The following is a 24,394-nucleotide window of genomic DNA, read 5'->3' on the forward strand; positions in this document are numbered from 1 at the left end:
TTTCTGTGGACGAAGGAGTGGCAATGAAATATCTGAACAGAACTGCCTCGGGGCGCGCACTGCGCACGCTTGGAGTGTGCGTGGGGGCCGGGGCGCTGGCGCTGCTGGGCGCGGGCGTACAGGCCCAAATGGTGAACTACGGCGAGCAGCTGGGCGCCTACAAGGACATGGCCCAGAGTGGCGTGCGGCTCAACGATGGGGTCTATCCATCGGTCAGCGCCAAAGCACGCGTGAACCGTGCGATTTCGCAGAACACCCTGGTGGACCAAAGTGCCCTGGTCCAGCCGGACGGCACGCTGAAGCTGCCCGAGGGGCAGAAAAACATCGTGATCCGTTCCACGTACTCCGACATACAGCGGGGTGCGGACGGCACGCTGCGCATTGCCAGCCCCGTGATCCAGGGCAACGTGAACGGCAACGTGACGCTCTATGTGGAAGGCAAGGGCGTGGAGAACATCACGGTCCTCAACTCGCGGCGTTGAACCGCAACAGCGCATCTACAGCTTTTGCAGCCCCGAGAGAGCGGGGCTTTTGATACCACCACGACAACAAAGAACCATGACGAAAAGAACATTGCGATGGGGAGCGCTGGCGCTGGCGGTGGCCACCCTGGCCGGTTGTGCATCCACCGAGAACGCGCTCAAGGACGCCAACACACTGCTGCAAGACCGTGAGGCGGACAAGCTGCTGCCGGTGACCAACCTGAGCCCTTATGCGCTGGCGTTGGGCCGCTTCGGTCGCATGCTCGACATCTACAAGGAGGGCGACCCTGTCATCTACATGCAGACGCGCAGCATCCTGGATGCCACCAACCTGTCGAGCCCGTTGGTGGGCGCCGAGATTCCCGGAGACATCACGGAAATGGTGCGCACGGCCGTCAACCGCATTGGTGCGCGCGTGGTCTATGTGCCTTACCACCCGGACTACCTGGTGTCGCAAGCGCAGCTGGGCGCCAAGTTCGGTGTGACCATGCCCGACTTCCTGATCACCGGCGCGCTCACGGAGTTTGACCGTGCCATTGCGGGCGCGGGGCGTGTGAATTCGGCGGGTATCGAGTTTGGCAAGGGCAATGGCAAGGTCACGCTGGGTGGCGACATCAAGCGCACGGCCATCTATTCGGCCCTGGCGCTGGACCTGAACCTGGTGAGCTTTGCCACGCAGCAGATGGTGCCGCAGGTGCAGGCCTCCAACGTGGTCAAGGTGCTCAATTTCAGCTCGGAAGACAACGCCAGCCTGGGCTTTTACGGCGATGCCTTCGGCTTCAAGCTCGAAGGCAAATACTTGCAGGGGCGCCACTCGGCCATCCGCACGCTGGTGGACCTGAGTGTGCTGGAGCTGGTTGGCAAGGCCACCAACACGCCGTATTGGCGCTGCATCCCCAACGGCACTCCCGACCCGGTGGTGGTGGAGAACATGCGCGCGGGCTACAACGCTTTGACGCCCGAACTCAAGCTCGGGTTGATCCAGGTCACGCTGCGCAAGTACGGCGAGCCGGTGCAGGTCACCCAGAAATACGACGCCGAGACCCGGCAGGCGCTGGAGAAGGTGTACGCACAGCGGTACGCCGCACTGGGCCCGGTGGACGTGATGACCTGGCAAGGCTTTGAGCCCCTGTTCTTTGGCGTGCCCATGGCCTGGGACACGGCGCAGAACCCCGCGTTGGCTGGTGCGGCCCCCGCTCCGGGCGGTGCGGCGCCAGCGGGCGCGAAGGCTGGCACATGATGCGTGGCGCCAGCATGCTTTACCGCTGGGCGCCCTGGTTGGTGATGGGCGTTGCCTTACACGCACCCGCTTTTGCGCAGTTGCCGCCAGCCGGTCCCCCAACGCCGTCAGCCGGGCCCGCCCCGGCACAGCAGGCGGCGCCGGGCGCCACGGCGGGTGCACGCTTTCTGGAATCCTGCAACGAGGCGCTGGAGCGTGGCGTGGCCGAGCTGGGTTGCCAGGGGCCGATCTACCGCAACGAGCTGGAGCGCTTGAAACGGGAAGCCCTGAACACGCAAAACCCGCAGCTGCTGTCGTTCGTGGGCGATGCCTACCAAAACCCCCGGTCCGGCCTGGGCGACATGGGGCAGGCCTACCGCTGGTACCTGCTGGCCGCCGTGCGCGGAGACCCCCGCGCGATGCAGCGTTTGACAGAGATGAACCGCAAGGGCCAGGGTGTGCCCAAAGACAACGTGCGGGCCTTGGGCTACGCACGCCTGCTGGAGCGCATGGCGCAGCCCGACACCGGCACGCACCGCAATGTGCTGTCGGTGATCAATGAACTTGGCGCTGAGATGGCCGTGGAAGAGGTGGCGCTGGCCGAGCGTTTTGCGTCGGAGCTGGAAGCGCGCATTCAGCGCCAGGCCGCCGGCGATGGCACAGACAAAGGCGGCGATTTGCGGCCCGCAGCAGCCGGGGCCGTTCGGCCGGGCTCGGGCTTGCCGGGCATGTCGGCGGTGCCCCGCACGCCCTCGGGTGTGCCAGCACCTGCGGCGGTGCCCAGCAGCACTTTCCCCGGGACGCCCGGCAAGGCCCCGCCCTGATGCCCAAGTCTCACACTATGAACGGCGCTCCATTGTTCCACCGGCTGGTCTGGAGCTGCGCGGATGCGGTGGCCCGGGCATCGCGCTGTGGTGCTGTGGTGTTGTTCGCGCTCCTGCTGGCAAGCACTGCGGCCCGTGCTGCGGGCCCCGTGGGACCGGTTGGACCGGTCGGGCCCATCGGGCCGGTGGGTGTGGAGCCGGTGGAGGCTCCCCGCAAGAGCCGCGCGAACCCTGTGCCATGGCCTGCAGCACCGGCGCAGCCTTCCGGCAGTGCTGCCAGCGGTGCCTCCACAGGCAATCGCATCGAGGTGTCGGGTAATACCGCGTCCGGCACACGCTGCGCTGCGGATGGCACGGCATCGGTAAACAGCGTGGACGTATCGGGCGCGCGCCTGGACGGTCGCACGGTCATCGTGCAGGGGCGCAATGCCAGCGATGTGCGAACCAGTGATTGCCCGGCGCGTGCCGAGCAGCTGCCGCAGGGCCATGGCACCACGGGCCAGACCAACAGCATCCGCATCCGCTGAGCGCGGCGCCCGCCACCTCCTTCCACCCGACCACTGCAAGAGCATTGCAAAGAACACCATGAAAATTCCGTCGGACACATCACACACCTTGACTTCACCCCGCCTGGCATGGCCCGTTCGGCGCAAGGGCGCAGCCCTGGCCGTGGCCACGGCAGCCCTTTTGCTGGCGGGATGCAAGGAGCGCCTGCCCGAAGCGCCCTCCGCTGCGCCCGCGGCCACCCCTGCGACCACACCGCCGGTTGCAGCGCAGCCCGCACCCCCACCCGCCGCAGCACCCGCAGCGGCAGCGGCGCCCAAGCGGGTCCCGCTGTCCATCCAGGGCGTGGCGGCTGCTGGCGTTACGGTGCGTGTCAAAGCCGTGGAGATTGGCGCAGACGCCACGGTGCTCGACGTGAGCATCTCGTTCGCCAACCGCATTACCGACACCACCATGCTGGCCCTGGCCGACACCTACCTGCAGGACGAAAGCGGTGCCCGGCTGCACATCAAGCGGCCCGACAACAACCGCGACATCACCATCCGCGAAGGCGAGACGCTGGACGGCCAACTGGTCTTCATGGGCGCCGTGGCGCCTTCGGCGCGCAAGCTCAAGCTCGTGTTCAACGACGGCAACCAGGGCGACAACATCGTGGCGCCGGGGCTGGTGGTCGACCTGCCGTTGCAGGGCGGCTGATGCGGCAACCAACGCAGGCGGATCGCCCTGTGCGTGCCTGCATGCTCGGGTGGGCTGACGCGTGCCTGGCGCTGGCGGCACTGGTATGTGTGGTGCCCGCGGCAGCGCAAGACGTGGTGCGCAGCGGCCGGGCACTTGCCGATGTGCCCACGCGGCTTGTGCCCGCGTCAGGCGCGCCCGCCACCACGCTGCGCAAGCAGGAGCTCTCCAGCAGTTTGGCCAGCCGCACGCAAGACACGACGCTGCAGCGCAGCGCCGGGCCGCAGACCATCCTGCGCGAGGCCGAGGTGCCCAGGGAGCGGCTGGAGCAGACGCGCGCGCTGTTGGTCGAGCTAAAGGCCCGGCCGACCCCGGAGCAGGCGATCTCCATCGACCTGCCGGCCGACGTGCTGTTCGACTTCGACAAGGCCGAGCTGCGTGCCGACGCCGCACCGTCGCTGGACAAGGCTGCCGAGCTCATCAAGAGCTACGCCACCGCGCCGCTCACGGTGCTGGGCCACACCGACGGCAAGGGCACCGACGCATACAACGACGCGCTGTCACTGCGCCGCGCCGAAGCCGTCGCGCGTGCGCTGCAGCGGCACACCCAACGCCAGGCGCGCGTGGAAGGCCGGGGCAAGCGCGAGCCGGTCGCGCCCAACACCACCCCCGATGGGCGCGACGATCCGCAAGGCCGGCAGCTCAACCGGCGCGTGCAGATCCTGATCGGCGTGCCCAGGAAGGAAGGCAGGTAAACCATGGCCCTCATCCGTTGCCCTGAATGCGGTCGTGAAGTGTCCTCTCAGGCGCCGGTCTGCCCTTCCTGCGGCTATCCGATACAAGCCAGGAATGCGCCGCCCGTTGCACAACAACCGAATGCGCTGCAATCCCCGCACCTGTGGGGGCGCCTGGCCATGGTGCTGGGCGCGTGGCTGGTCACGCCGTGGATCGCCAAGCTCATCGTGGCGCTGGCGGTGTGCGTGCTGGCGTACTTCATGTTTACGGGGCGGTGATAGCCCTGAAGCGCGCGAACACACGGTGCGCTACCGCCAAGAGACGGTAATCCGGTTGCTATATTTTTAGTAGCTATTGGCGCTTATGTAACAAGCGCCAGGGCCTGTTTTCATCTAAAAATCAGGCAGCGACCCAGTGGTTGTCCAGCCGTGCGCCTTGCAGGGTCTGGCCATGCGGGTGCATCACAGATGCGGCGGCCTGCGCATCCTGCAGGCTGGCTGCCAGCCCGCCGGCCCACAATGCGCCGCCGTGCACGGCCAGCGGGCACACCTCGGGCAGCGGCACTAGGCCTTGCCATTCGCCCTGCAGAGAAAACGTGGCGATGCCGTGGGCGCGCGGGCAGCTCACGGCCCAGCCGGCGGGGGTGGCGGCCATGCTGCCGCCGTAGCCGTGAATGCTCTGGGTGATGTGCTCCGGCGCCGCCACCACGCGCAGCGCCGTGCCGTCGAACAGGGCCAGCACGGGGGCGGCGTCCTTGGCGGCGGGGTCGTCGTGCTCGGCCTGCAGCGCAATGCCCAGCGTGGTGCCGTCGGGGCTCCAGGCCAGGTGGCGCAGGCTCAGGCGCGGGTCCGGCAGGCGCCATTGGCCGAGCAGGCGCCCCGTGCGGGTATCCAGCCGCACGAGCGATGAGTCCATGGCGTCCAGATTGCGCTTGACGCGGCCGGTCTCGGGCGCGGTGGGCACGCCACCGTTGGCGACGACCAGCGTGGGGTTGGTGTCGTGGCCGTTGCCGGCACGGTTGTCCCAGACCAGTTCGTGCGCGTCGATGCCGTGGGTGGGCCATTCAGCGGCTTTGGCGAGTGTGCGGGCGTCGCGCACGACGATCGAGCTCGCGCCGGTCTCAGCATCGGTCTCGGTGGTGTACAGCCGCTGGCCATCGGCGCTGGCCAGCACATGGCCGTTGAAGGAGCGCTCGCCGTCCTGCCACAGCCACTGGGGCTCGCCGCCTGCGCCGGGCCGCCAGCGCACCAGCCAGTCGCCGGGCCGGCGCGCCGTGGTCAGCACCGACCCATCCGGCAACACATACAGGCCGTGGGCACGGGTGGGCACCTCCAGCGCGGCATGAACCTGTAGCGCCTGCCCGGCGCCGTCCTGCGTGGACAGCACACCGATGTGGAAGCTGCCCTGGTGTTCCCATGCGGCAGCCAGGTGCACGCGGTCACCTAGTTTGGCGACGGCAGCCCCTGGCGCAATGACGCAGGCGCCCAGGCCCCCGAGCAGGGCCAGCGCATGGCGGCGGTGCAGAAGATCAGTCACCGTCCGCGTCCGAAAACCCGATGCTCACCTGCAGCGCGGGCGCCACTTCGGACTCGGCCAGAAACTTCAGCGCCGTCAGGTCCTTGGCCGTCTGCTGGATGGCCGCCTTGTTCTGCAGGCCCGACTTTTGCACCTGGGCCATCGACGCGTCGACCTTGTCGGTGGCCTGGCGCAGCTTGTCGGCCAGCGGGTTCAAGCCTTTGCCGCGCAGGTACATCTCCAGCGGCACCAGGGCTTCGCCGGCGGCAGGGATGTCGGCGCTGGCGGGCAGGGTGGTCACGCTGCGCAGGCCGCTCCAGGCGGCCGCCCAGGCCGCCAGCGTGGTGCCGCTGGCGGTGCGGGGGTAGTCCGGCGTGCGGGCGCCGGATCCCGATCCAGCGGCACGCAGCGGCTTGTCCATCTGCGCCCAGCGCAGGCGCTCGATGCCGCCCACCCACTGGTTCACGAATTCGCTGATGGCCTGGGTGGACTGCTCCTGCTCGTCCTCGGCGCCCCAGTCGGTGGTCGCTGCGTCGGCATAGGCCTTGGCGAGCGCGGCCGATTCACGCGCCACGTCCTGGGCCACTTCGTGCGCGTAGCTGCAGGCGGGGCTGCCGGGTTGGGCCGGGCGTGTCCACAGCAGCCATTCCAGCGCGGGCAGGCCCTTGGCGGGCGTGCCGATACGCTCGAAGGCCTTGGCGCCCTGGGGCTGGGCAGCGATGGCTTTGTCGATCAGCGCAGGGCGCGTGGGCGTGAAGTCGATGACGCGCTGGCTGCGGCGTGCGATGACCGGGCCGACGGACACAGCGGCGAGCTGCTCCCACGAGCGAGCCGTGGCCTGCCAGGCGGTGCGTGCGGACTCGAGCGCGGCCTTGCCGTCTGCCGCCGGGGCCTGGCACAGTGCCGCCACGGCGGGCACCAGGGCGCGGGCATCGCGGTCAAAGTCCTGTGCGCGTGGCAGGGCCCAGTGGCTGTAGATGCCTTGCAGGGCATGCACCGTGTCGTAGAACGGCACGGCGTTGCGCTGCCAGGCTGGGGCAGCGGCGGGTAGCTGCGCTTGTGCCACCGCAGGCAGCACTGCAGGGGCCAGGGCCGCCAGCCAGAGGCTGGCGCGCAGCATGCGCCGAGGGGTGTTGAGCTTCATAGTGACTCCACGAACTTCACGAGCGCATCCCGGTCGGTCTTCTTCATCTTGAGCACCTGGTCCTTGGCTGCTTCGGCCTCGCCGCCGTGCCACAGCACCGCCTCCAGCACGCCGCGCGCGCGCCCGTCGTGCAGCAATCGGGTGTGGCCGTTCACGTCCTTGATCAGGCCCGTGCCCCACAGCGCAGGAGTCTTCCACTGCCGGCCGTTGGCGCCGAAGTCGGGCCGGCCGTCGGCCAGGCGCTCGCCCATGTCGTGCAGCAGCAGGTCTGTGTACGGAAAAATACGTTGTCCGCTCAGCGCCTTGCTCGTCAGCTGCGGAAACGGCCCCTCTTTGGTGACGTAGCTCGGGCGGTGACAGGTAGCGCACTGGGCCTGGCTGAACAATGCCTGGCCGCGCAGCACCTGCGCATCGTTGATGTTGCGGCGCGCGGGCGGGGCCAGCGTGGCCTGGTAGAAGATCACATCGGCCAGGGTCTTGTCGTCGATCTCCACGCCGGGCTGGCCTTGGTCGCCACCGCTCTTGCCGCTCGGGGCGGCCAGGCAGTCCTTCTGCGTGGGCGTGCAGGCCTCTTGCGCGAAGTGGCGCGAGGTGATGCCCATGTCGCCCAGGAAGGCGCCGCCCGTCTGGTGCGCGATGGTGGCCACGTTGGCCTTCCAGCCGAAGCGCCCGACCATCATGCGGCCGGCGGGCCCGTCCCACACCTTGTTGGGCACGCCCTTGATGGGGCCGGGGGCGGCGGCCTGATCGGCGGCGTTGGCCAGGATGTCGGCCTCGGCGATGGCTTCGAGCAGGCCCACGCCGATGATCTGCGGCGCGATGCGCGGGCTCGTCATCACGTCCTTGTGCAGGGGGCCGTAGCCCAGGTCGGCAAAGCCGTAGATGGGCTTTTGCAGCGTGTAGGGCGTGCCGTCGGCAAACTTGCCCTTGATGGTGTCGTAGCGCAGGGTCACGCGGCCTTCGGGCTTGACGCCCTGGATGGCCGCGTTGTTGAACTGGTCGCCGTACACCGGGTCGTGCACCGGCCCGCCGTGCACGTCGGTGCCGGGGATGGACAGGCGGATCAGCAGGGCCACCGTGGGGTCCTTCGTTTCGCCCAGGCGGTTGAAGATCGCTGGCGGCTCGCCCCGGCCGTCCTGCACGTGGCAGCCGCCGCACGAGCGCGCGATGAAGTGCGGGCCGAGGCCGTCGCGCGCCTTGGTGGAGGCGGGTGCTTCCACCCAGTTGCGCCGGAAGAACGAGTTGCCGATGACGAAGCGCGTGCGCTCCTCGTCGGTCAGGTTGGCGGCCGGGAATGAGAAGGCATTGCGCCCGGTGGCGAACACCGTGGTCTCGCCGCCGGTTTTTTCGCCCAGCGGGTCGGGCTGGGGCGCCGCCGTCAACGACTGCAGGCCCAAGCCGCCGAAGCTGGCGAGTGCGACGATGGCGGTGCTGGCTGCCGTCAGGCGCAGGGTGCGCCGGCGGGCAATGGCTTGCGCAGGCTTCATGCTCAGGGCTGGACCAGGGTCAGCTTGGTGATGCCGATCGCGTTGGCCGCGGCGACGAGGTCCTTGCTTTGCTGCGTGAGGCTGTCGATGGTCTTCTGGATGCGCTGGCGGCCCGGGGCGTCCTTGCCGCCGATGATCTCGCGGTCGAACGGTGCCTGGATGCCTTCGGCGGCAGCCACCGAGGCCGCGATCTGCTTCGTGGTCTTGTCGGCCAGCGCCGCGTCCTTGGCGGCCACCAGGTCGCGCAGCGATGCGCCCTTGACCACGCTGCCGTCGGCGCGCTGGTACTCGCCCAGCCACACGTTCTGGATGCCCTTGGCGTTGGTCACCGCGTCGCGGTGGGTGTTGTCCGAGAAACACGAGTGCTCGTCTTCCTGGTCCTGGCTGTTCAGGGCCACTTCGAGGCGTTCGCCGGCCAGCTCGCCGCGCGAGAGCGAGCCCAGGCCGACGAGCATCTTGCGCACGGACTCCTGGCCGCCCTTCACGAAGCGGGTGCGGTAGTTGTTCTTGCCATCCGGTGCCCAGGCCTTCACCAGCGAGGTGAGGTCGTCGATGAGCAGGTCGGTCACGACGGTCAGGTACTGGCGGCGTCGGTCTGCGTTGGGGGCCTTGCCGTCCACGAAGTCTTCAAAGTTGCGGTTGCCTGGGCCTGTGTCCGACAGATCCTGCCCCCACAGGAAGAACTCGATGGCGTGCCAGCCGGTGGCAATGTTTTCCTCGCCGCCGCGCTCGTTCTGGGCCGCGAGGTTCTTCTTGGTGATGGCGAACTTGCGGTTGTTCACGAGGCCTGCATTGGCTTTGCCCTGCACGCTGTCCACAAAGGATTCGTCCATGGGCCAGGCGTTGATGCGGCCCTCAGGCCCGTTGTCGTTGTCGATGGGGCCGCCGTAGAAACGGAAGGCCTCGGTCTGGCCATAGAACTCGCGCGCAGCCAGCCACTTCTTGCGGGCGTCGGCCAGCGTGTCGGCCGAAGGCTTGGCCGTGAAGGCCTGCACAGCCTCGCGCAGCGCCTGGGCGCTGGCAAGCGTGTCTGCGTAGTTGGCATGCACCAGCTGTGCGTAGTGCGTGGTCACGGCCTGCGGCGTCTGGGCCTGTGGGGCTGCTGCCGGGGTGACGGTCTGTGCGCCCACGCCAGTGCTGTACGCACAGACGGACAGTGCAGCCACCACGAGGGACGTCTTGAGGGAGGGAAATGTCATGCAGTGGTCTCCAGAGGATCACGCGGGCCGCCGCACGCACGGCCGAAGGCCGGTGGTGATGCCGCGCAGGATGGATGGGGGTGGCGGGGCCGCACTGGCTGGACGGGGCCTGCGCGCAAGCGTGGGCACAGACGAGTGGCTGGGTGGGCAGGACTGAGGAGGGATTATACAAATGGTAGTGATTCGTATTTGCCAAATCCATGACCACTGGCTGGAAACGTCTGTCATCGAACCGACGCAAAACCTTCACGGTGATGTCACCCGTGGTTTCTACGCTCCATGGGTTTTGTAACCAACAACCCGAGGAACCCCCATGACCCACCGTGTGGATGCGCCAGAGCTGGCCATTGATTTCAACAACGAGAACGCCAACACCTCCGCCAACCCCACGTTCGACTCGGTGCTGGGCGCCCGTCTGTCGCGCCGTGGCGTGCTGCGTGGCAGCGTGGGCTCGGTAGGCACGGCCATGCTGGCCGGATTTGGCGTATCGGCCTGCGGCGGCAGCGATGATCCTGCAGTCACGCCTCCACCTGCCGGCCCCAAGCTGCTGGGCTTCGGCGCCGTGCCCAAGAGCCTGGCCGACGTGGTGGCTGTGCCTGCGGGCTATACCGCCAGCGTGATCTTTGCACTGGGCGACCCCATTGCCGCAGGCGTGGCTGCGTACAAGAACGACGGCACCGACGGCGACTTCGACAAGCGCGCTGGCGACCACCATGACGGCATGGAGTGGTTTGGCCTGGGCACCGACGGCAAGCGCAACGACAACGCCATCGAACGCGGTTTGCTGGCCATCAACCACGAAGCCACCACCGACGAGAAGCTGTCTTCGTACTTCCTGCACGCCAACGGCGGTACCACCACCTTGCCCCGCCCCGCAGCGGAAATCGACAAGGAAACGGCCATCCACGGCATCGCCGTGATCGAAGTGGCCAAGTCGGGTGGCAAGTGGGCTTACGCGCAGAACTCTGCGCTGAACTTCCGCCTCACGTCGCTCAGCCCCATCGAGATTTCGGGCCCGGCCCGCGGCAGCGCGCAACTGTTCACCAAGTTCTCGCCCACCGGCACCACCACCCGCGGCACGCTGAACAACTGCGGCACGGGCAAGACGCCCTGGGGCACCTTCCTGACCGGTGAAGAAAACTGGTTTGGCTACTTCACACGCGGCGCCGCAGACGACGCCGCACGCGGCAACGACAAGACTGTGACGGCCCTCAAGCGCTATGGCCGCAACCAGGGCGCCGCATCGCGCCACGGCTGGGAAAGCGGCGGCGCGGACGACAAGTACCAGCGCTGGAACAACAGCAAGACCGGCACCTCGGTGGACGGCACGGACGACTACCGCAACGAGATGAACGGCATGGGCTACATCGTCGAGATCGATGCCTATGACAAGACCCGCATGGCCAAGAAGCGCACCGGCCTGGGCCGCTTCGCGCACGAGAGCGCAGCGTTCGGCAAGGTGGTGGCCGGCCAGCCTCTGTCCATCTACATGGGCGACGATTCGCGCGGCGAGTACATCTACAAGTTCGTGTCCACCGCCACGTGGAACCCGGCCGACGCCAACGCCAACGACCGCCTGGCCATCGGCGACAAGTACCTGGACAGCGGCAAGCTGTACGCAGCCAAGTTCAACGCCGACGGCACCGGCAGCTGGGTGGAGCTGTCGCTCACCAACACCGCCATCAGCGGCTATGCCACGTACAAGTTCGCCGACGCGGCCGACATCGTCATCAACACCCGTCTGGCCGCTGACGCCGTGGGTGCCACGAAGATGGACCGCCCCGAGTGGAATGCCGTGAACCCCGCCAATGGCGAGGTGTACTTCACACTGACCAACAACAGTGCCCGCAGCGCCAACCCCGGCAGCGGCCAGTACCTGCCCGATGCGGCCAACCCACGTGCCTACACCGACATGAAGGGCACCACCAAGCAGGACGGCAACCCCAACGGCCACATGGTGCGCCTGAAGGAAGGCTCGTCGATCTCCGCCTTCACCTGGGACGTGTACCTGTTCGGCGCCGAAGCCAGTGCCGACAAGACGCTGATCAATATTTCGGCCCTGACGGACGACCAGGACTTCTCCAGCCCCGACGGCCTGGCCTTCAGCAAGGCCACGGGCATCTGCTGGATCCAGACCGATGACGGCGCCTACACCGACGCCAGCAACTGCATGATGCTGGCCGCGGTGCCCGGCCAAGTGGGCGACGGCGGCAAGAAGACGCTGACCTACACCAAGGCGGACGGCACCAAGTTCGACATCGTCTCGCCCGTGGGCAAGGCGGCCACGGCCGACACGCTCAAGCGCTTCCTGGTGGGTCCCAAGGGTTGCGAGATCACGGGCCTGACCGAAACGCCGGACGGCAAGACGATTTTCGTGAATATCCAGCACCCGGGTGAATCCACCGGCATGGCCAACCTGGCCGACCCGGCCAAGTACCAGAGCCAGTGGCCTGCCAATGCCGGCTACGGCGCGGGCAAGCGCCCCCGTTCGGCCACCATCGTGATCACGAAGAACGACGGCGGCAACATCGGTACCTGATCGGGTTGCATCGGGGGCTGCGGGCTGTGTGAGAGGTTCGCTCCTCACTCCCTTTGCATGCGGGCCAGCCATCGGGCTGGCCCTTTCTTTTTGGGCTGCCGTTTTGGCTGCGCCTCTGGCTTGCGGCCTGCCTGGTGTTGTGTGGGGTGTCAGTAGTCTGCGCCGTAGGGCGAAGGCGGACGGGCGCGGGACACTGGCGCAGGTGGCAAGGGCGCGGGTGTCGGTGGGGGCAAAGCGGGTGATGCAGGTGCGGGTGGTGCGGTCGGCGCACTGCCACCGGGCGCCGAGGGATAGCTCATTTGCCCGCTGCCATCCTTGGTGCCCTTGCGCCCGGCAATCTGCCATGCCGTGCGCTGGCCGATGAGGCTGGCCAGAAACTCCAGCTCTTCGTCGGTGTGGTTGATGGCACCCGCAGGCGTCAGAAGGCGGCCATCGCGCGGTGCAGGTTCGGCCCAGAACGACTGGTGGTAAACGGACTGGCTGACGATGTTTTCGCTGCCGGCGGCCAGGTCCACTGTTCCATAACAATTGCAGAAATAGCCCCGGTGCTCCAGCTCGGGGAACACCTCGGCATACACACCTGTGCCCCGGATGCCTGCCGTGGCGGTGGGCAGGATCACTTGCCTTTCTGTACCTTGCCCCCAGACGCTGGCCACCGCGCCGGTTAGCACCCGCAGGACCTTGACTGCGGTGGGCGTGTCGCCCTCCAGCGCCATGCGCGTGTTCTGCCGGAGCATGAAAGCGCTGTTGCCCACGGTGAAGACGGCGGTGGAGCCGGGGCCGGTCTCGATGCGGTCACCGGCGGCAATGCTGTGGCGGGCGGTCAGCGGCTGGCCATTGCGCAGCACATCCCCCCGCACTTCAACGATGTTGCTGCCAGACTGCGCCTGGGCGGTAGCCCATCCGCCGGTGGCCATCCAAGCGCCAGCCGCCTGCAGCAGGCTGCGCCGCTGGTGCCAGAGAAGTTCCTCTTCAGTTCGGCCCAGGAGCTGGGGTGTCGGATGGTGGTGCGGGTGGTGCGTCATGGGGCGCCTCGGATGCAGGGGTCGAAGGGGGCTCGAAGCTGTCACGGAAGGTGAACACCACCGACGTGAAGAACATCGCCGCCATCATCAACGCGGCACCCACCATGATGCCGCCAGCCGCCGATCCTGCAAGCCCCGCCCCCGCAAGCAGCGCCGAGACCAGCGTCACCACCAGCCCTCCCAGCAGAAACACGCCCAGCCAGCCCAGGCCGTAGACCAAGAAAGCGCCGAAGTTGCGCACGCAGGCCACGATGCTGAAGAACAGGGCCTTGACCGGCGGCACACCATGCCAGTGCACCAGCCCCGGGGCATGCCAGAACAGCAGCGACAGCGGCAGGTACAGCACCATGGAGAGCCACATGGCGCTCTGGAAGGCAGGGTCTTCCGCTACCTCCTTGGTCAGCGGGGCGCCGCCCAGGTACACCTTGGCAAATTGCCCGCCATCGAGCAAGGCCGACAACCCCATCACCGCGAGGAAACCCACGGCATACAAGGCGCCTAGCACCAGCATGTCGCGCAGCCGTTGCTGCCCGGTGCGAAACGCCACCAGCAGCACGGCCGGTGTGGGAAAGCGCCCCTGCGAGGCTTGCGCCGCTGCCACCATCATGGCCAAGGTGGCCGACGGCAACATCATCAGTGCGACGGCGGGGCCCACCAGGGGAATCAAGGTGGTGAGCGACATGACCGCCATGGTCATGAAAAACAGCGCTGCCAGGGCCATGGGCTGCTGCCAGAACGTCCGGATGCCAAGCTTGACCCAGGCCATGCCGGTGCGGGCGGGGACGATGTGGAGTTTCATGAAGGTGCTGGAGAGAAAAAGTGGGGCCTGCGCCCGGGCACTGCCAGCAGCCGGGAGGCCACCCGTGGCAGTGCAATAGCTTGGAATTTACCCCAGCGGCCCATTCCGGCCGCTGCGCAAGGGATCCGCCACGCGCCGCGAAGGCGCTGGCGCCGTGGTCAGGCTTGCACGGGGTAGGCAATGCGGGCGCGCAGGACCCGCTCAAAGTGAGTAGGGTCGTGCGGCGTGAGCATGGAGGCCTCGCGCGGCAGGTAGAAATCCCACAGGCGCGAGATCCAGAACCGCAAGGCCCCCGCGCGCAGCATGGCGGGCAGCAGTTCGCGTTCGGCGGCGGTGAGGGGGCGTACCACCTGGTAGGCATCCAGCATGCGGGTGGCGCGCCCGGCATCGTGTTGGCCCGTCGCCAGGTCGATGCACCAGTCGTTCAGGCACACCGCCAGATCGAAAAGCCAGGTGTCCACACCCGCAAAGTAGAAGTCGAAGAAGCCCGTGAGTTCTTCGCCGTCGAACATCACGTTGTCACGGAACAGGTCCGCGTGGACGGGGCCCTGGGGCAGGGCGGCATACGCGGCGCTGGCGGCCACATGGTTCTGGTAGGCCAGCTCGGACCGCAGCAAGGCGGCCTGGGCCGGGTCAATGTGCGGCAGCACCACGGGCACGGTTTCGTTCCACCAGGGCAGGCCGCGCAGGTTGGGCTGGTGCCGGTCAAACCCGCGCCCCGCCAGGTGCATGCGGGCCAGCATGGTGCCCACGGCGGCGCAGTGCGCGCCTTGTGGCGCCAGCTGGCTTTTGCCGCGCAGCTTGTTCACCACGGCGGCGGGCTTGCCACACACAGCGTGCAGGATGTCGCCGTTCTGGTCGGCGCGCGGGTCGGGCACGGGCACGCCGCCGTGCGCCAGATGCTTCATCAGGTACAGGTAGAACGGCAGCTGTGCGGCGGTGAGGCGCTCGAACAGCGTCAGCACGAACTCGCCCTGGTCGCTGGTGAGAAAGTAGTTGGTGTTTTCGATGCCACCCTCGATGCCGCGCAGCTCTACCAGCTCACCCAGTTGCAAACGGCGCAGCAATTCGCGCGCCTCGTGGTTGGAGACTTCGGTAAAGACGGCCATCGCTCAGGGGGTTACAAAAGAAGAAAAACTGGCAGCAAAAAGCAGGGCGTACAGCGGCTCCATGGGGGCCAGCGCGGCTGCGCTGGAAGGTGCCGCGGAGGCCTCAGAACTTCAGCACGTTCCAGACGCGGGGGGCGGTGGTGGTTTCTGCGCCGTTGTTGCTGCCGGCGCGGCTGCGGGCGCCGTCGGGCGACTGCACCTCATAGCTGGGCAGGTTGCCGGTTTTGGGTTGCACGGAAATGGTCTGGGTCTGGCCGCCCACACGCAGTTCATCGACGCGGCTGCCCGCGTCTTCGATGTGGATGCGCTCGGTGCGCTGGTTGGAGCGGCCTGCAGCTTGCTCAGGTTCTGATAGCGCCTCGCGCTTGTCTGCCGTGCCCTGGGGCACATTTTGGCTTGAAGTCTGGGCCAGGGCGGAGCCGGAGGCAATGCCCAGCAGCAAAAGGAGGTAAAGAGCGCGCATCGGGCGATTGTAGAGCGCGGCCTGGGTGGCGCAGGGCCGTGCACAATTGCCGCATGAGCAACAAAAAGACCCTGGTGCTGGTGGACGGCTCCAGCTACCTCTACCGCGCCTTCCACGCCATGCCCGACCTGCGGGCCGTGCCGGGTGACCCCACCAGCGCCGCCACGGGCGCCATTCGCGGCATGATCAACATGATGCAGGCCCTGCGCAAAGAGGTGACGGCTGACTATGCCGTGTGCGTGTTCGACGCCTCGGGCCCCACCTTCCGCGATGCCTTGTACACCGAATACAAGGCCACGCGCTCGCCCATGCCAGACGACCTGCGCAGCCAGATCGAGCCCATCCACGAGGTGGTGGACCTGCTGGGCTGGAAGGTGGTGGCCGTGCCCGGCGTAGAGGCCGATGACGTGATTGCCACCTTGGCCAACGCAGCAGCCGCACAGGGCATTGAGGTCATTGTGTCCAGTGGCGACAAGGATTTGAGCCAGCTGGTCAACGAGCACATCACCATCATCGACACCATGAGCGGCAAGCGCCGCGACGTGGCGGGCGTGACGGCAGAGTTTGGCGTGCCACCCACGCTGATGGTGGACTACCAGGCGCTGGTGGGCGACACCGTGGACAACGTGCCCGGCGTGACCAAGGTGGGCCCCAAGACGGCCGCCAAGTGGCTGGAAGAATATGGCTCGCTCGATAACCTGATTGCCAACGCCGACGCCATCAAGGGCGTGGCAGGCAACAACCTGCGCGAGGCGATTGCCAGCGGTCAGCTGGCATTGAGCCGTCAGCTGGTCACCATGAAGACCGACTGCGCGCTGGCCGACTACATCCCCGGTCTGCCCGCGTTTGACGACATCACGCTGGACGCGCCCGACAACACCGGCCTGCTGCCGTTTTACGAAAAGTATGGCTTCAAGGGCCTGGCCAGTGCGATCAAGGGTGCTGCAGCCCCGGCCACAGCAGCCCCCACCGTTGCCATGCCCGGCCAAAGCGGCGATCTGTTTGCTGACCACTCGGCCAGCACCGTGGCAGAGGAAGCCCAGCACCGCACCGTGGTGTACGACACCATCCTCAACTGGGCCGACTTTGACCAGTGGCTGGAGCGCCTGCAAAAAGCCCCGCTCACGGCCATCGACACCGAGACCGATTCGCTCGACGAAATGCGTGCGCAAATCGTCGGCATCAGCTTCAGCGTGCAGCCCGGCGAAGCCGCCTATATCCCCCTGCGCCACGAAGGCCCCGATGCGCCCGCGCAGCTGCCGTTGGATGAAGTGCTCGCCCGCCTCAAGCCCTGGTTGGAAAACCCCAAGCACCACAAGCTGGGCCAGCACATCAAGTACGACCGCCATGTGTTCGCCAACCACGGCATCGAGGTGCAGGGCTATGCGCACGACACCATGCTGCAAAGCTACGTGCTCGAAGTACACAAGCCCCACAACCTGACCAGCCTGGCCGAGCGCCACACGGGCCGCAAAGGTATCACCTACGAAGACCTGTGCGGCAAGGGCGCGCACCAGATCCCGTTTGCCCAGGTGCCGGTGGACAAGGCCGCTGCCTACTCGTGCGAAGACTCCGACCAGACCCTGGACGTGCACAACGCCCTGTGGCCGCTGCTGCAGGCCGATGACAAACTGCGCTTCATCTACGAGCTGGAGATGCAAAGCAGCGAGGCGCTGTACCGCATCGAGCGTAACGGCGTGCTCATCGATGCGCCCACGCTGGCCAACCAGAGCCACGAGCTGGGCCAGCGCATCTTGCAGCTTGAAACCGAGGCGTACGAGATCGCAGGCCAGCCCTTCAATCTGAGCAGCCCCAAGCAGCTCGGCGAAATTTTCTTCGACAAGCTGGGCATGCCCGTGGTGAAGAAGACGGCGACAGGTGCACGCAGCACCGACGAAGAAGTGCTGGAAAAGTTGGCCGAGGACTACCCCCTGCCCGCCAAGCTGCTGGAGCACCGGGGCCTAGTCAAGCTCAAAGGCACCTACACCGACAAGCTCGCCCAACTGGCCCTGCCGCGCACAGGCCGTGTGCACACCCACTACGCGCAGGCCGTGGCCGTCACCGGGCGCTTGTCCAGCAACGACCCCAACCTGCAGAACATCCCCATCCGCACCCCCGAAGGCCGCCGCGTGCGCGAGGCCTTCGTGGCCCCCGCAGGCCGCGTGATCGCCAGCGCCGACTATTCTCAGATCGAGCTGCGCATCATGGCCCACCTGAGCGGCGACCACTCGCTGCTGCACGCCTTCCACGCCGGGCTGGACGTGCACCGCGCCACCGCTGCCGAAGTGTTTGGGGTGGAGGTAGAGCAAGTCACCAGCGAGCAACGCCGCTACGCCAAGGTCATCAACTTCGGCCTCATCTATGGCATGAGCAGCTTTGGCCTGGCCAAGAACTTAGGGATAGAGACCAAGGCCGCAGCCGCCTACATCGACAAATACTTCCAGCGCTACCCCGGCGTGAAGCAGTACATGGACGACACCAAGGCTGCCGCCAAATCCATGGGCTACGTGGAGACCGTGTTTGGCCGACGCCTGTACCTGCCCGAAATCAACTCCCCCAACGGCCCCCGCCGCGCCGGGGCCGAGCGCGCCGCCATCAACGCCCCCATGCAAGGTACGGCGGCAGACCTCATCAAGCTGGCCATGGTGGCCGTGCAGAAGGAGCTGGACGCGCACAAGCCGGACATCAAGATGATCATGCAGGTGCACGACGAACTGGTGTTCGAGCTGCCCGAGAGCGAGGTGGACTGGCTCAAGACCCACATCCCGCGGCTGATGGCGGAGGTGGCGGCGCTGAAGGTGCCGTTGCTGGCGGAGGTGGGGGTGGGGGCTAATTGGGATAAGGCGCATTGAGCCGGGCAGACAGCCGTGAGGATACTGAGTGCTTTGGCCTTGCACGCTTGCCATAAAACATTGTCTGCAGCTCGTTTAGCCAAGGAAGGTAGCCTGCTTGATCGATCGGTGAGGCTGTTGAATCCTTGATGCGATCCTTCGAGATCGCGTGGCGAACTCGCAAGTCAGGGTTCATTGTTCACCTCCCGTGAGATACAAACCCGGTTCCATTCGATGGTACGTTTGCGCCAATGGGTTTCGATGGCCTGAGTAAAATCCGCACGAACTAGCTTGGCCCTTAATTCGCACCACTGTGCAGATTCTCGACGAATGACTACGCCTTCTAGGGGCCCCTTGCGATAGTGGCTTAAGCGTGTGACCACTAGCTCTTTTAGGGAGTCGACGGTGTATCGCCCACATGCGACCCGAGGCACCGTAGCTAGCCTTGCCGATCGCGCCAGCGCATTGCGGCGCGCGCTGCTCCAAAAATGACCTGTGCGCCGGTCATACACATCAAACAGCAGAAACCAATCGGGTAGTGCTGCATAGTCCAGCGTATGACGTGCGGCGCACCACTCTCCAAAAACGACGATATTAGGTGTCAGAATGCTGCGTAGTGCCTCGCCATGCAGGGTCAGCCATGAGGGTAACCGGGAGAACTGCCCGACATGCGGCTCGGCCAAATACTGGCCACGGTTTTGGGTGCGAAGGGCGCCGTCCGAGGCTAGAGAAAAACCCAGATTGGCGCCATCCAGCTTTTCCTCTACCACCACGTCGCTTGCCAGCAGAATTTGCGCCTCGGTGGGCGAAAGTATCTTGTCATCCCGAGGTGCGTTTCTGCCCAGCCAAGCCAAGTGCGGGGTATGCGGAAAGCGAAAAAATTCACCATCCATGGCAGTCAGCCCGGCAGCTGGGGTGCAGGTTTCTCCGGGAACTTCTTTCCATAAACCGTGCAGACGTCGTCCGGGCACAAGAAATCGACCTCAACACCCTTGGTTCTCAGGGCTGGCCACCAGTCCAACCATTTGCAGTCCGCAGCTTGCCAGATAGTCGGCTTATCTGGGTGGGCATGGGCCACGGCTGCGAACTTCCGATCTGATGCATCGAACAGTTGCTCCAACGCAGGATCAGGGAATTCGGCAAAGCAGTTGTCTTCGACCTCATTTAACGCAACCTGCTCTACCTTAAGCGTACCGCTGTGCTGAAGCATCCACTTCAGAAACTTGTCGCCAACCCCTTTCGCGGGCTTTAGACTAGTCTTATGGTGGTACTCACCCACGATGCGGTAGCCATCGTCGATGACGACCACCCCTGATCGTTGAAGCGATTGCAGCCTCGTTACGCAAGTAATTACGCAATCCTCCGATACCTGGTCATGCTGGCCGTTAGCGACTAGGAGCACGTTGGTATCGATCACTACTTTCATTGCTCGCCGCCTTGCTGCTTGAGTTCCTTCTTCCGGCGCATAGCTGCCAGAGCCCGGCCCGCGATATCCGCCATCTCATCGCCAAAGAAGTGTTCCGGCCAGTTCTCGATCTCGCCAAACACGTTTAGTCTCAGGGGCTCCAGTTCGGTAGCCGACCCCGCGCGACGGCAGAAGTACACCGCCACGTCCGCAGGCTTGATCATTCCTTCGGCTACTCGGCGCTGCAAGCGGTTTAGAAAGTGCTCTGAGTGACTCTCCACGATCAACTGCACGTCTCGCGACTTGCCGTCCTCGCGGGCTTGGGTTGCAGAGATGAAGACATCAGCTAGCTCAGCTTGAACTTGCGGGTGCAAGTGAATCTCAGGCTGTTCCATCCATACGGTGGAATGTGGCGGGCAGTAGAAGGCCTGTACCAGCGCTGGCAGCACCTGAGAGATGCCAAAACCCACGTCGGTGATCTTTACCTCCGGTGCTTTGGCGTGCGTCTTCACCAGCACCTCGTACTCTTTGCGCCCCACGGCCACCGGCTGCACAGCGAAGTCGTCAATGACTCCGAGATCCTTAAGCCACGCCGCAATAAACTCTGCAAAACCTTTAGTGTGATGTCCGGCTTGCCGATTGAGGCGTCGGCCTTCTCCCTGTGCCGCAAGAATGGCAGCCACGGCGTACTCGCCCATTTGGCCAACGCTGGCTGGTGTGTCACCTGACCACTGATAAATGCGTTGAGGATGGCTGCGCAGCGGTCCCAAGTAGGATATTCGCTCCAACATGCTTTCAGCGGCCAAGGCGAAGTCAGTTAGAAAACCGGCGTTCTTGTAGCGAGCCATGCTGGTGTCGGACAATCGATAGAACTTCTCGGGTTCCTCAAGAGGCCATTTCCTTCCGTCGGCCATCTTGAAGCCATAACGAGTTGACGTGAGGTTGAGCTTGCGTTTCTCGTCTCGCTCAAGCGTGACGTCGATTACCTCTCTTTCACCCGACAACAGCCCGTAGCGCAGCCCCTGGACTTCCGGTTGCTGCGCCTTGTTCGCGACCATGCTCACATCCAGCCGCATGCGGTCCCCTTGATAGCGGGCCTCGGGTTGCAGCGGGTCGCGCACATCTAACGCCTTAGGCAACGTCCAGCCCAGCTCAAATGAAAGGGCTTGTTTCAGGTCGTGGCCATGTAGGCAATCGGTAAAGGTGCCCAAATCGATCAGCGATGAGGTATCGCCTAGATGTAGCGCGCGCTTGCGGTCTGTCGAGCGCGCTGTTTGCTGCAACGCCAGCAAGAGGTGACCTAGACTGCTTTTGCCCGCACTGTTTGCCCCGAAAAGCACGGTGAGCGGTGCCAATCGAATTGGTCCCGTGTCTTTCCAAGCCTTAAAGTTCTTGATGTGTAGGTGAGTGAGCATCTTTGCTGATCTCCGCCATTCGGCGGAAAAGTTGGCTTTGCGGTGGTAGTGACGCCAGTTTATAGGGCGCTAGCCGGAGGCGGTCAGTGGTTGCGTCGCCGCAATGATTCTGACTTCTGGTTTTCTCGCTGCTCTTCCTTGAAATTATTGAGGCCCCAAGCGTCTGCCATCGCACGCTTGAGGTCGATGCATTCGCACTATTCGATCCCCGTAGCTGGATGAGGCCAACGGCGTGAGTCCCCACTGAGTCTCCGAAATAAGCCTCTAGGCTGGACATTCGTCCAGCCCTGCAGCAATTAGGTCGGCTCGCTAAACTGGTTTGGCAATTGCTGGCTACACAGCCACCATCAAACCCCATTTCCCTGGAGTACCCATATGCCCAACCCTCTCCCCTACACCCCCCCCGCCATCTGGCAATGGAACAAAGAAAACGGCGGCCAGTTCGCCAGCATCAACCGGCCCATCGCCGGTGCCACGCACGACAAGGAATTGCCCGTAGGCCGTCACCCGCTGCAGCTGTATTCGCTGGGCACGCCCAATGGCGTGAAGGTCACGATCATGCTGGAAGAGCTGCTGGCGCTGGGCCACAGCGGGGCGGAGTACGACGCGTGGCTGATTCGCATCAACGAGGGCGAGCAGTTTGGTAGCGGGTTCGTGTCTGTGAACCCCAACTCCAAGATCCCGGCCCTGCTGGACCGCACCGACCCGGCCAACCCGGTGCGGGTGTTCGAGTCCGGCGCCATCCTGATGTACCTGGCTGAGAAGTTCGGTAGCGCCTTCTTGCCCAAAGACGGCGCGGCGCGGGCGGAGTGCCTGTCGTGGCTGTTTTGGCAGATGGGCAGTGCGCCGTTTGTGGGTGGCGGGTTTGGGCATTTTTATGCCTACGCGCCGGTCAAGATCGAGTACGCGATTGACCGCTATGCGATGGAGGCCAAGCGCCAGCTCGATGTGTTGAACCAGCGCCTGGCCGTTACGGAGTACGTGGCGGGCAATGAGTACACGGTGGCCGACATCGCGATCTGGCCCTGGTACGGACTGCTGGTGAAAGGGCAGGCCTATAACGCGGGCGAGTTTTTGCAGGTGCACGAATACACGCATGTCGTGCGCTGGGCCGAGCAGATTGCCAAGCGCCCGGCGGTGCAGCGGGGGCGCAAGGTGAACCGCGTGCAGGGCGACCTGGCCAGCCAGTTGCGCGAGCGGCATGACGCCAGCGACTTTGACACCAAGACGCAGGACAAGATCGAAGCTGCGGCAGCAGCTTCTTCACCCGCACGCTGAGTGTTTTTTGCAAGGCGTCACCATGATCACTTTGTATGACTGCGCCACGGCGCCCAGCCCGCGCCGCGCGCGCATCCTGCTCGCCGAAAAGGGCGTGGCCCACGACACCGTGCAGGTGGACCTGCGCAATGGCGAGCAACTGGGCGATGCCTACCGCCAGATCAACCCGCAGTGCACGGTGCCCGCGCTGCGCACCGAAGAGGGTTTGCTGTTGACCGACAACGCGGCCATCACCGCGTATGTCGAGGCGCGCTACCCGCAGCCTGCATTACTGGGCGAAACGCCCGCAGAAATGGCCGAGATCGCCAGCTGGAACTGGCGCATGGAGTTCGAGGGCCTGTTGGCCATTGCCGAGGCGTTGCGCAACAGCGCACCCGCCATGGCCAACCGGGCGCTGCCCGGCGCGGTGGACTACCCGCAAATACCGGCGCTGGCCGAGCGGGGGCTGGTGCGCGTGGGGCAATTCTTTCAGTTGCTCAACGAGCGCTTGGCGGACCGCGACTTCATTGCCACCGACCGCTTCAGCGTGGCCGACATCACAGCCGTGGTGGCTGTGGACTTTGCGCGCGTGGTCAAGCAAAAGCCGGGCGAGCAGCACCCGCACCTGCTGCGCTGGCGCGCGGCCATGGCACAGCGGCCGTCGATGTCGCTGTAGCTGAGAGCACCGTTCCCGCCACCAGCTAACCGCCCGACCGGGCTGCCGCAGTCTGTCTCCGCAATGGGGAGATTCAAGGATTGCGCGCCCGGCGCGTTCCTTGCATCGTTGCCCCATGCGCCTTCGCCACATAGAAGTTTTCAACGCCGTCATGCTCACCGGCAGCGTGAGCGCGGCGGCCCGCCTCATCAACGTCACCCAGCCGGCGGTCAGCCGCATCCTGGCCCATGCGGAACTGCAGCTTGGGTTTCCGCTGTTTCATCGGCTCAAAGGCAAGCTGGTGCCCACCACCGAGGCACAGACCTTGTACCCCCACATCGAGCGCCTGTTCACCCAGCTCGACGATGTGCAGCGCCTGGCCAACAGCCTCAAGGGCGACCAGCGCGAGGGCGAGTTGCACATCCTGAGCGTGCTGGCGCTGAGCTACGAAGTGCTGCCGCGTGCGCTGCGGTTCTTTCGGCAGAAGCACCCGGACGTGAAGGTCACCATCGATGCGCTGCATTCGCCGCAGATCGTGTCGGCCCTGGTGTTGCAGGAGGCGGATGTGGGCTTTGTGTTCAGCGCCATCGCTCACCCCGCGCTCACGCAAGAGCACTTGGCCGATGGGCGCATGGTGTGTGTGGCGCCCAAGGGCATGCTCAATGCCGCACTGGTGGCTGCGGGCGTGGTGCACCTGGCCGACCTGGCGGATACGCCGGTGGTGCGGCTCGATGTGCGCGACCCCATCGGTACGGTGGTCAACCATGCCTGCCGGGAGGCCGGGGTGGGCTTGCAGACTGCGATCACGGTGCAGACCTACCACGCCGCGCTGGCCCTGGCGCACCACGGCCATGCGGTGGCGGTGGTCGACACCTGCACGGCCGCGTCGGCCGACCGCAGCAAGGTGGAGGTGCTGGCGCTGGCTCCCCACATTGCCGTGCCCATCAAGTCATTGCGCACCGTGAACCGGCCCAGCTCGCTGCTGGCCAGCGCCATGACGCAGTGCATGCGCCAGGCGGTGGCCGAGACGCTGGAGTCCGTGGGTCTGCGGGAAGCCGAATAGCGCTTTGTGCGGGACGCTGTTGCGCTCCCGCGCCAGCGCCCGTCTGGTG

General features: G+C 65.6%; 24 protein-coding genes. 13 read left to right on the forward strand and 11 right to left on the reverse strand.

Translation table 11 applies throughout. The features are described 5' to 3' along the window. The first annotated feature begins 23 nt into the window (after nucleotides 1-23). The 7 genes from ASE52_RS13165 (at nucleotide 24) to ASE52_RS13195 (ending at nucleotide 4,717) form a co-directional block, all read left to right on the forward strand. Nucleotides 24-482 (forward strand): hypothetical protein, encoded by a 459-nt coding sequence (locus ASE52_RS13165; RefSeq protein WP_057227233.1) that lies wholly within the window; start codon nucleotides 24-26, stop codon nucleotides 480-482. 76 nt (nucleotides 483-558) lie between these two features. Beyond that, nucleotides 559-1,722: a hypothetical protein gene (locus tag ASE52_RS13170; protein ID WP_140426227.1), complete on the forward strand. Its 1,164-nt coding sequence runs from the start codon at nucleotides 559-561 to the stop codon at nucleotides 1,720-1,722. Continuing rightward, entirely contained in the window at nucleotides 1,719-2,525 is an 807-nt protein-coding gene (locus tag ASE52_RS13175) for a sel1 repeat family protein (protein ID WP_241776993.1), read from the forward strand. The genes ASE52_RS13170 and ASE52_RS13175 overlap by 4 nt, the downstream gene beginning before the upstream one ends. 17 nt (nucleotides 2,526-2,542) lie before the next feature. Beyond that, entirely contained in the window at nucleotides 2,543-3,052 is a 510-nt protein-coding gene (locus ASE52_RS25940) for a hypothetical protein (protein WP_158004160.1), read from the forward strand. An 88-nt stretch (nucleotides 3,053-3,140) separates the two neighbouring features. Next, entirely contained in the window at nucleotides 3,141-3,725 is a 585-nt protein-coding gene (locus tag ASE52_RS13185) for a hypothetical protein (RefSeq protein WP_241776994.1), read from the forward strand. After that, nucleotides 3,725-4,459, forward strand: a complete 735-nt coding sequence (locus ASE52_RS13190; protein WP_241776995.1) for an OmpA family protein — start codon at nucleotides 3,725-3,727, stop codon at nucleotides 4,457-4,459. Before ASE52_RS13185 ends, ASE52_RS13190 begins: the two co-directional genes overlap by 1 nt. 3 nt (nucleotides 4,460-4,462) lie before the next feature. Then, on the forward strand, nucleotides 4,463-4,717 hold the full coding sequence (locus ASE52_RS13195; protein ID WP_029414052.1) for a zinc ribbon domain-containing protein: 255 nt from the start codon (nucleotides 4,463-4,465) through the stop codon (nucleotides 4,715-4,717). Between the two features lie 121 nt (nucleotides 4,718-4,838). Here the strand turns inward: ASE52_RS13195 and ASE52_RS13200 are convergent, their stop codons facing one another. From ASE52_RS13200 to ASE52_RS13215, 4 genes are read right to left on the reverse strand one after another with little or no spacing between them, the layout of a single operon-like run. After that, complete coding sequence (locus ASE52_RS13200; RefSeq protein ID WP_057226636.1) at nucleotides 4,839-5,975, reverse strand: DUF1513 domain-containing protein; 1,137 nt, start codon at nucleotides 5,973-5,975, stop codon at nucleotides 4,839-4,841. Then, a complete protein-coding gene (locus ASE52_RS13205) occupies nucleotides 5,968-7,098 on the reverse strand; it encodes an imelysin family protein (protein ID WP_140426229.1) in 1,131 nt (376 codons plus the stop codon). The genes ASE52_RS13200 and ASE52_RS13205 overlap by 8 nt, the downstream gene beginning before the upstream one ends. After that, nucleotides 7,095-8,585, reverse strand: a complete 1,491-nt coding sequence (locus ASE52_RS13210) for a di-heme oxidoredictase family protein (RefSeq protein ID WP_057226639.1) — start codon at nucleotides 8,583-8,585, stop codon at nucleotides 7,095-7,097. The genes ASE52_RS13205 and ASE52_RS13210 overlap by 4 nt, the downstream gene beginning before the upstream one ends. A 2-nt stretch (nucleotides 8,586-8,587) precedes the next feature. Further along, the gene (locus ASE52_RS13215; protein ID WP_057226641.1) at nucleotides 8,588-9,784 is read right to left on the reverse strand and encodes an imelysin family protein; all 1,197 of its coding nucleotides are present in this window, start codon (nucleotides 9,782-9,784) and stop codon (nucleotides 8,588-8,590) included. Here ASE52_RS13215 and ASE52_RS25945 point away from each other — a divergent pair. Then, a complete protein-coding gene (locus ASE52_RS25945; RefSeq protein ID WP_158004161.1) occupies nucleotides 9,783-9,941 on the forward strand; it encodes a hypothetical protein in 159 nt (52 codons plus the stop codon). The genes ASE52_RS13215 and ASE52_RS25945 overlap by 2 nt on opposite strands. A 156-nt stretch (nucleotides 9,942-10,097) precedes the next feature. After that, the gene (locus tag ASE52_RS13220) at nucleotides 10,098-12,323 is read left to right on the forward strand and encodes a PhoX family phosphatase (RefSeq protein WP_057226643.1); all 2,226 of its coding nucleotides are present in this window, start codon (nucleotides 10,098-10,100) and stop codon (nucleotides 12,321-12,323) included. A gap of 149 nt (nucleotides 12,324-12,472) precedes the next feature. Here ASE52_RS13220 and ASE52_RS13225 read toward each other — a convergent pair whose 3' ends face one another. The 4 genes from ASE52_RS13225 to ASE52_RS13240 form a co-directional block, all read right to left on the reverse strand. After that, nucleotides 12,473-13,348 carry a hypothetical protein gene (locus ASE52_RS13225; protein WP_057226644.1) on the reverse strand — a complete coding sequence of 292 codons (876 nt, stop codon included), beginning with the start codon at nucleotides 13,346-13,348 and terminating at the stop codon, nucleotides 12,473-12,475. Beyond that, nucleotides 13,296-14,147 (reverse strand): BPSS1780 family membrane protein, encoded by an 852-nt coding sequence (locus tag ASE52_RS13230; RefSeq protein WP_057226646.1) that lies wholly within the window; start codon nucleotides 14,145-14,147, stop codon nucleotides 13,296-13,298. The genes ASE52_RS13225 and ASE52_RS13230 overlap by 53 nt, the downstream gene beginning before the upstream one ends. 158 nt (nucleotides 14,148-14,305) lie before the next feature. Continuing rightward, nucleotides 14,306-15,256 carry a homoserine kinase gene (locus ASE52_RS13235; protein WP_010463575.1) on the reverse strand — a complete coding sequence of 317 codons (951 nt, stop codon included), beginning with the start codon at nucleotides 15,254-15,256 and terminating at the stop codon, nucleotides 14,306-14,308. 103 nt (nucleotides 15,257-15,359) lie between these two features. Continuing rightward, nucleotides 15,360-15,719: a hypothetical protein gene (locus ASE52_RS13240; RefSeq protein WP_010463577.1), complete on the reverse strand. Its 360-nt coding sequence runs from the start codon at nucleotides 15,717-15,719 to the stop codon at nucleotides 15,360-15,362. A gap of 53 nt (nucleotides 15,720-15,772) precedes the next feature. Between ASE52_RS13240 and polA the strand changes: the two genes are divergently transcribed. Beyond that, nucleotides 15,773-18,571, forward strand: a complete 2,799-nt coding sequence (gene polA / locus ASE52_RS13245) for a DNA polymerase I (RefSeq protein WP_057226648.1) — start codon at nucleotides 15,773-15,775, stop codon at nucleotides 18,569-18,571. A 164-nt stretch (nucleotides 18,572-18,735) separates the two neighbouring features. On the opposite strand, the gene ASE52_RS25120 is transcribed toward polA, so the two are convergent. Genes ASE52_RS25120 through ASE52_RS13255 form a run of 3 tightly spaced genes read right to left on the reverse strand, consistent with a single transcriptional unit; the run spans nucleotide 18,736 to nucleotide 21,310 of the window. Next, nucleotides 18,736-19,443, reverse strand: a complete 708-nt coding sequence (locus tag ASE52_RS25120) for an RNA ligase family protein (RefSeq protein WP_082606864.1) — start codon at nucleotides 19,441-19,443, stop codon at nucleotides 18,736-18,738. A gap of 5 nt (nucleotides 19,444-19,448) precedes the next feature. Continuing rightward, nucleotides 19,449-19,976 carry a hypothetical protein gene (locus ASE52_RS13250; protein ID WP_057226650.1) on the reverse strand — a complete coding sequence of 176 codons (528 nt, stop codon included), beginning with the start codon at nucleotides 19,974-19,976 and terminating at the stop codon, nucleotides 19,449-19,451. After that, entirely contained in the window at nucleotides 19,973-21,310 is a 1,338-nt protein-coding gene (locus tag ASE52_RS13255) for a DUF3696 domain-containing protein (RefSeq protein WP_241776996.1), read from the reverse strand. The genes ASE52_RS13250 and ASE52_RS13255 overlap by 4 nt, the downstream gene beginning before the upstream one ends. A gap of 435 nt (nucleotides 21,311-21,745) precedes the next feature. Between ASE52_RS13255 and yghU the strand changes: the two genes are divergently transcribed. The 3 genes from yghU to ASE52_RS13270 all read left to right on the forward strand — a co-directional run bounded on the left by yghU (nucleotide 21,746) and on the right by ASE52_RS13270 (nucleotide 24,345). Then, nucleotides 21,746-22,648, forward strand: coding sequence for a glutathione-dependent disulfide-bond oxidoreductase (yghU, locus tag ASE52_RS13260; protein WP_057226653.1), 903 nt, complete (start codon nucleotides 21,746-21,748; stop codon nucleotides 22,646-22,648). A 22-nt stretch (nucleotides 22,649-22,670) separates the two neighbouring features. Beyond that, nucleotides 22,671-23,303: a glutathione S-transferase gene (locus ASE52_RS13265; protein WP_057226656.1), complete on the forward strand. Its 633-nt coding sequence runs from the start codon at nucleotides 22,671-22,673 to the stop codon at nucleotides 23,301-23,303. 115 nt (nucleotides 23,304-23,418) lie between these two features. After that, on the forward strand, nucleotides 23,419-24,345 hold the full coding sequence (locus tag ASE52_RS13270) for a LysR substrate-binding domain-containing protein (protein ID WP_057226658.1): 927 nt from the start codon (nucleotides 23,419-23,421) through the stop codon (nucleotides 24,343-24,345). Nucleotides 24,346-24,394 lie beyond the last annotated feature (49 nt).

Origin of the sequence: Acidovorax sp. Root275, assembly GCF_001428965.1 — a bacterium.
Lineage (GTDB): Bacteria > Pseudomonadota > Gammaproteobacteria > Burkholderiales > Burkholderiaceae_C > Acidovorax > Acidovorax radicis.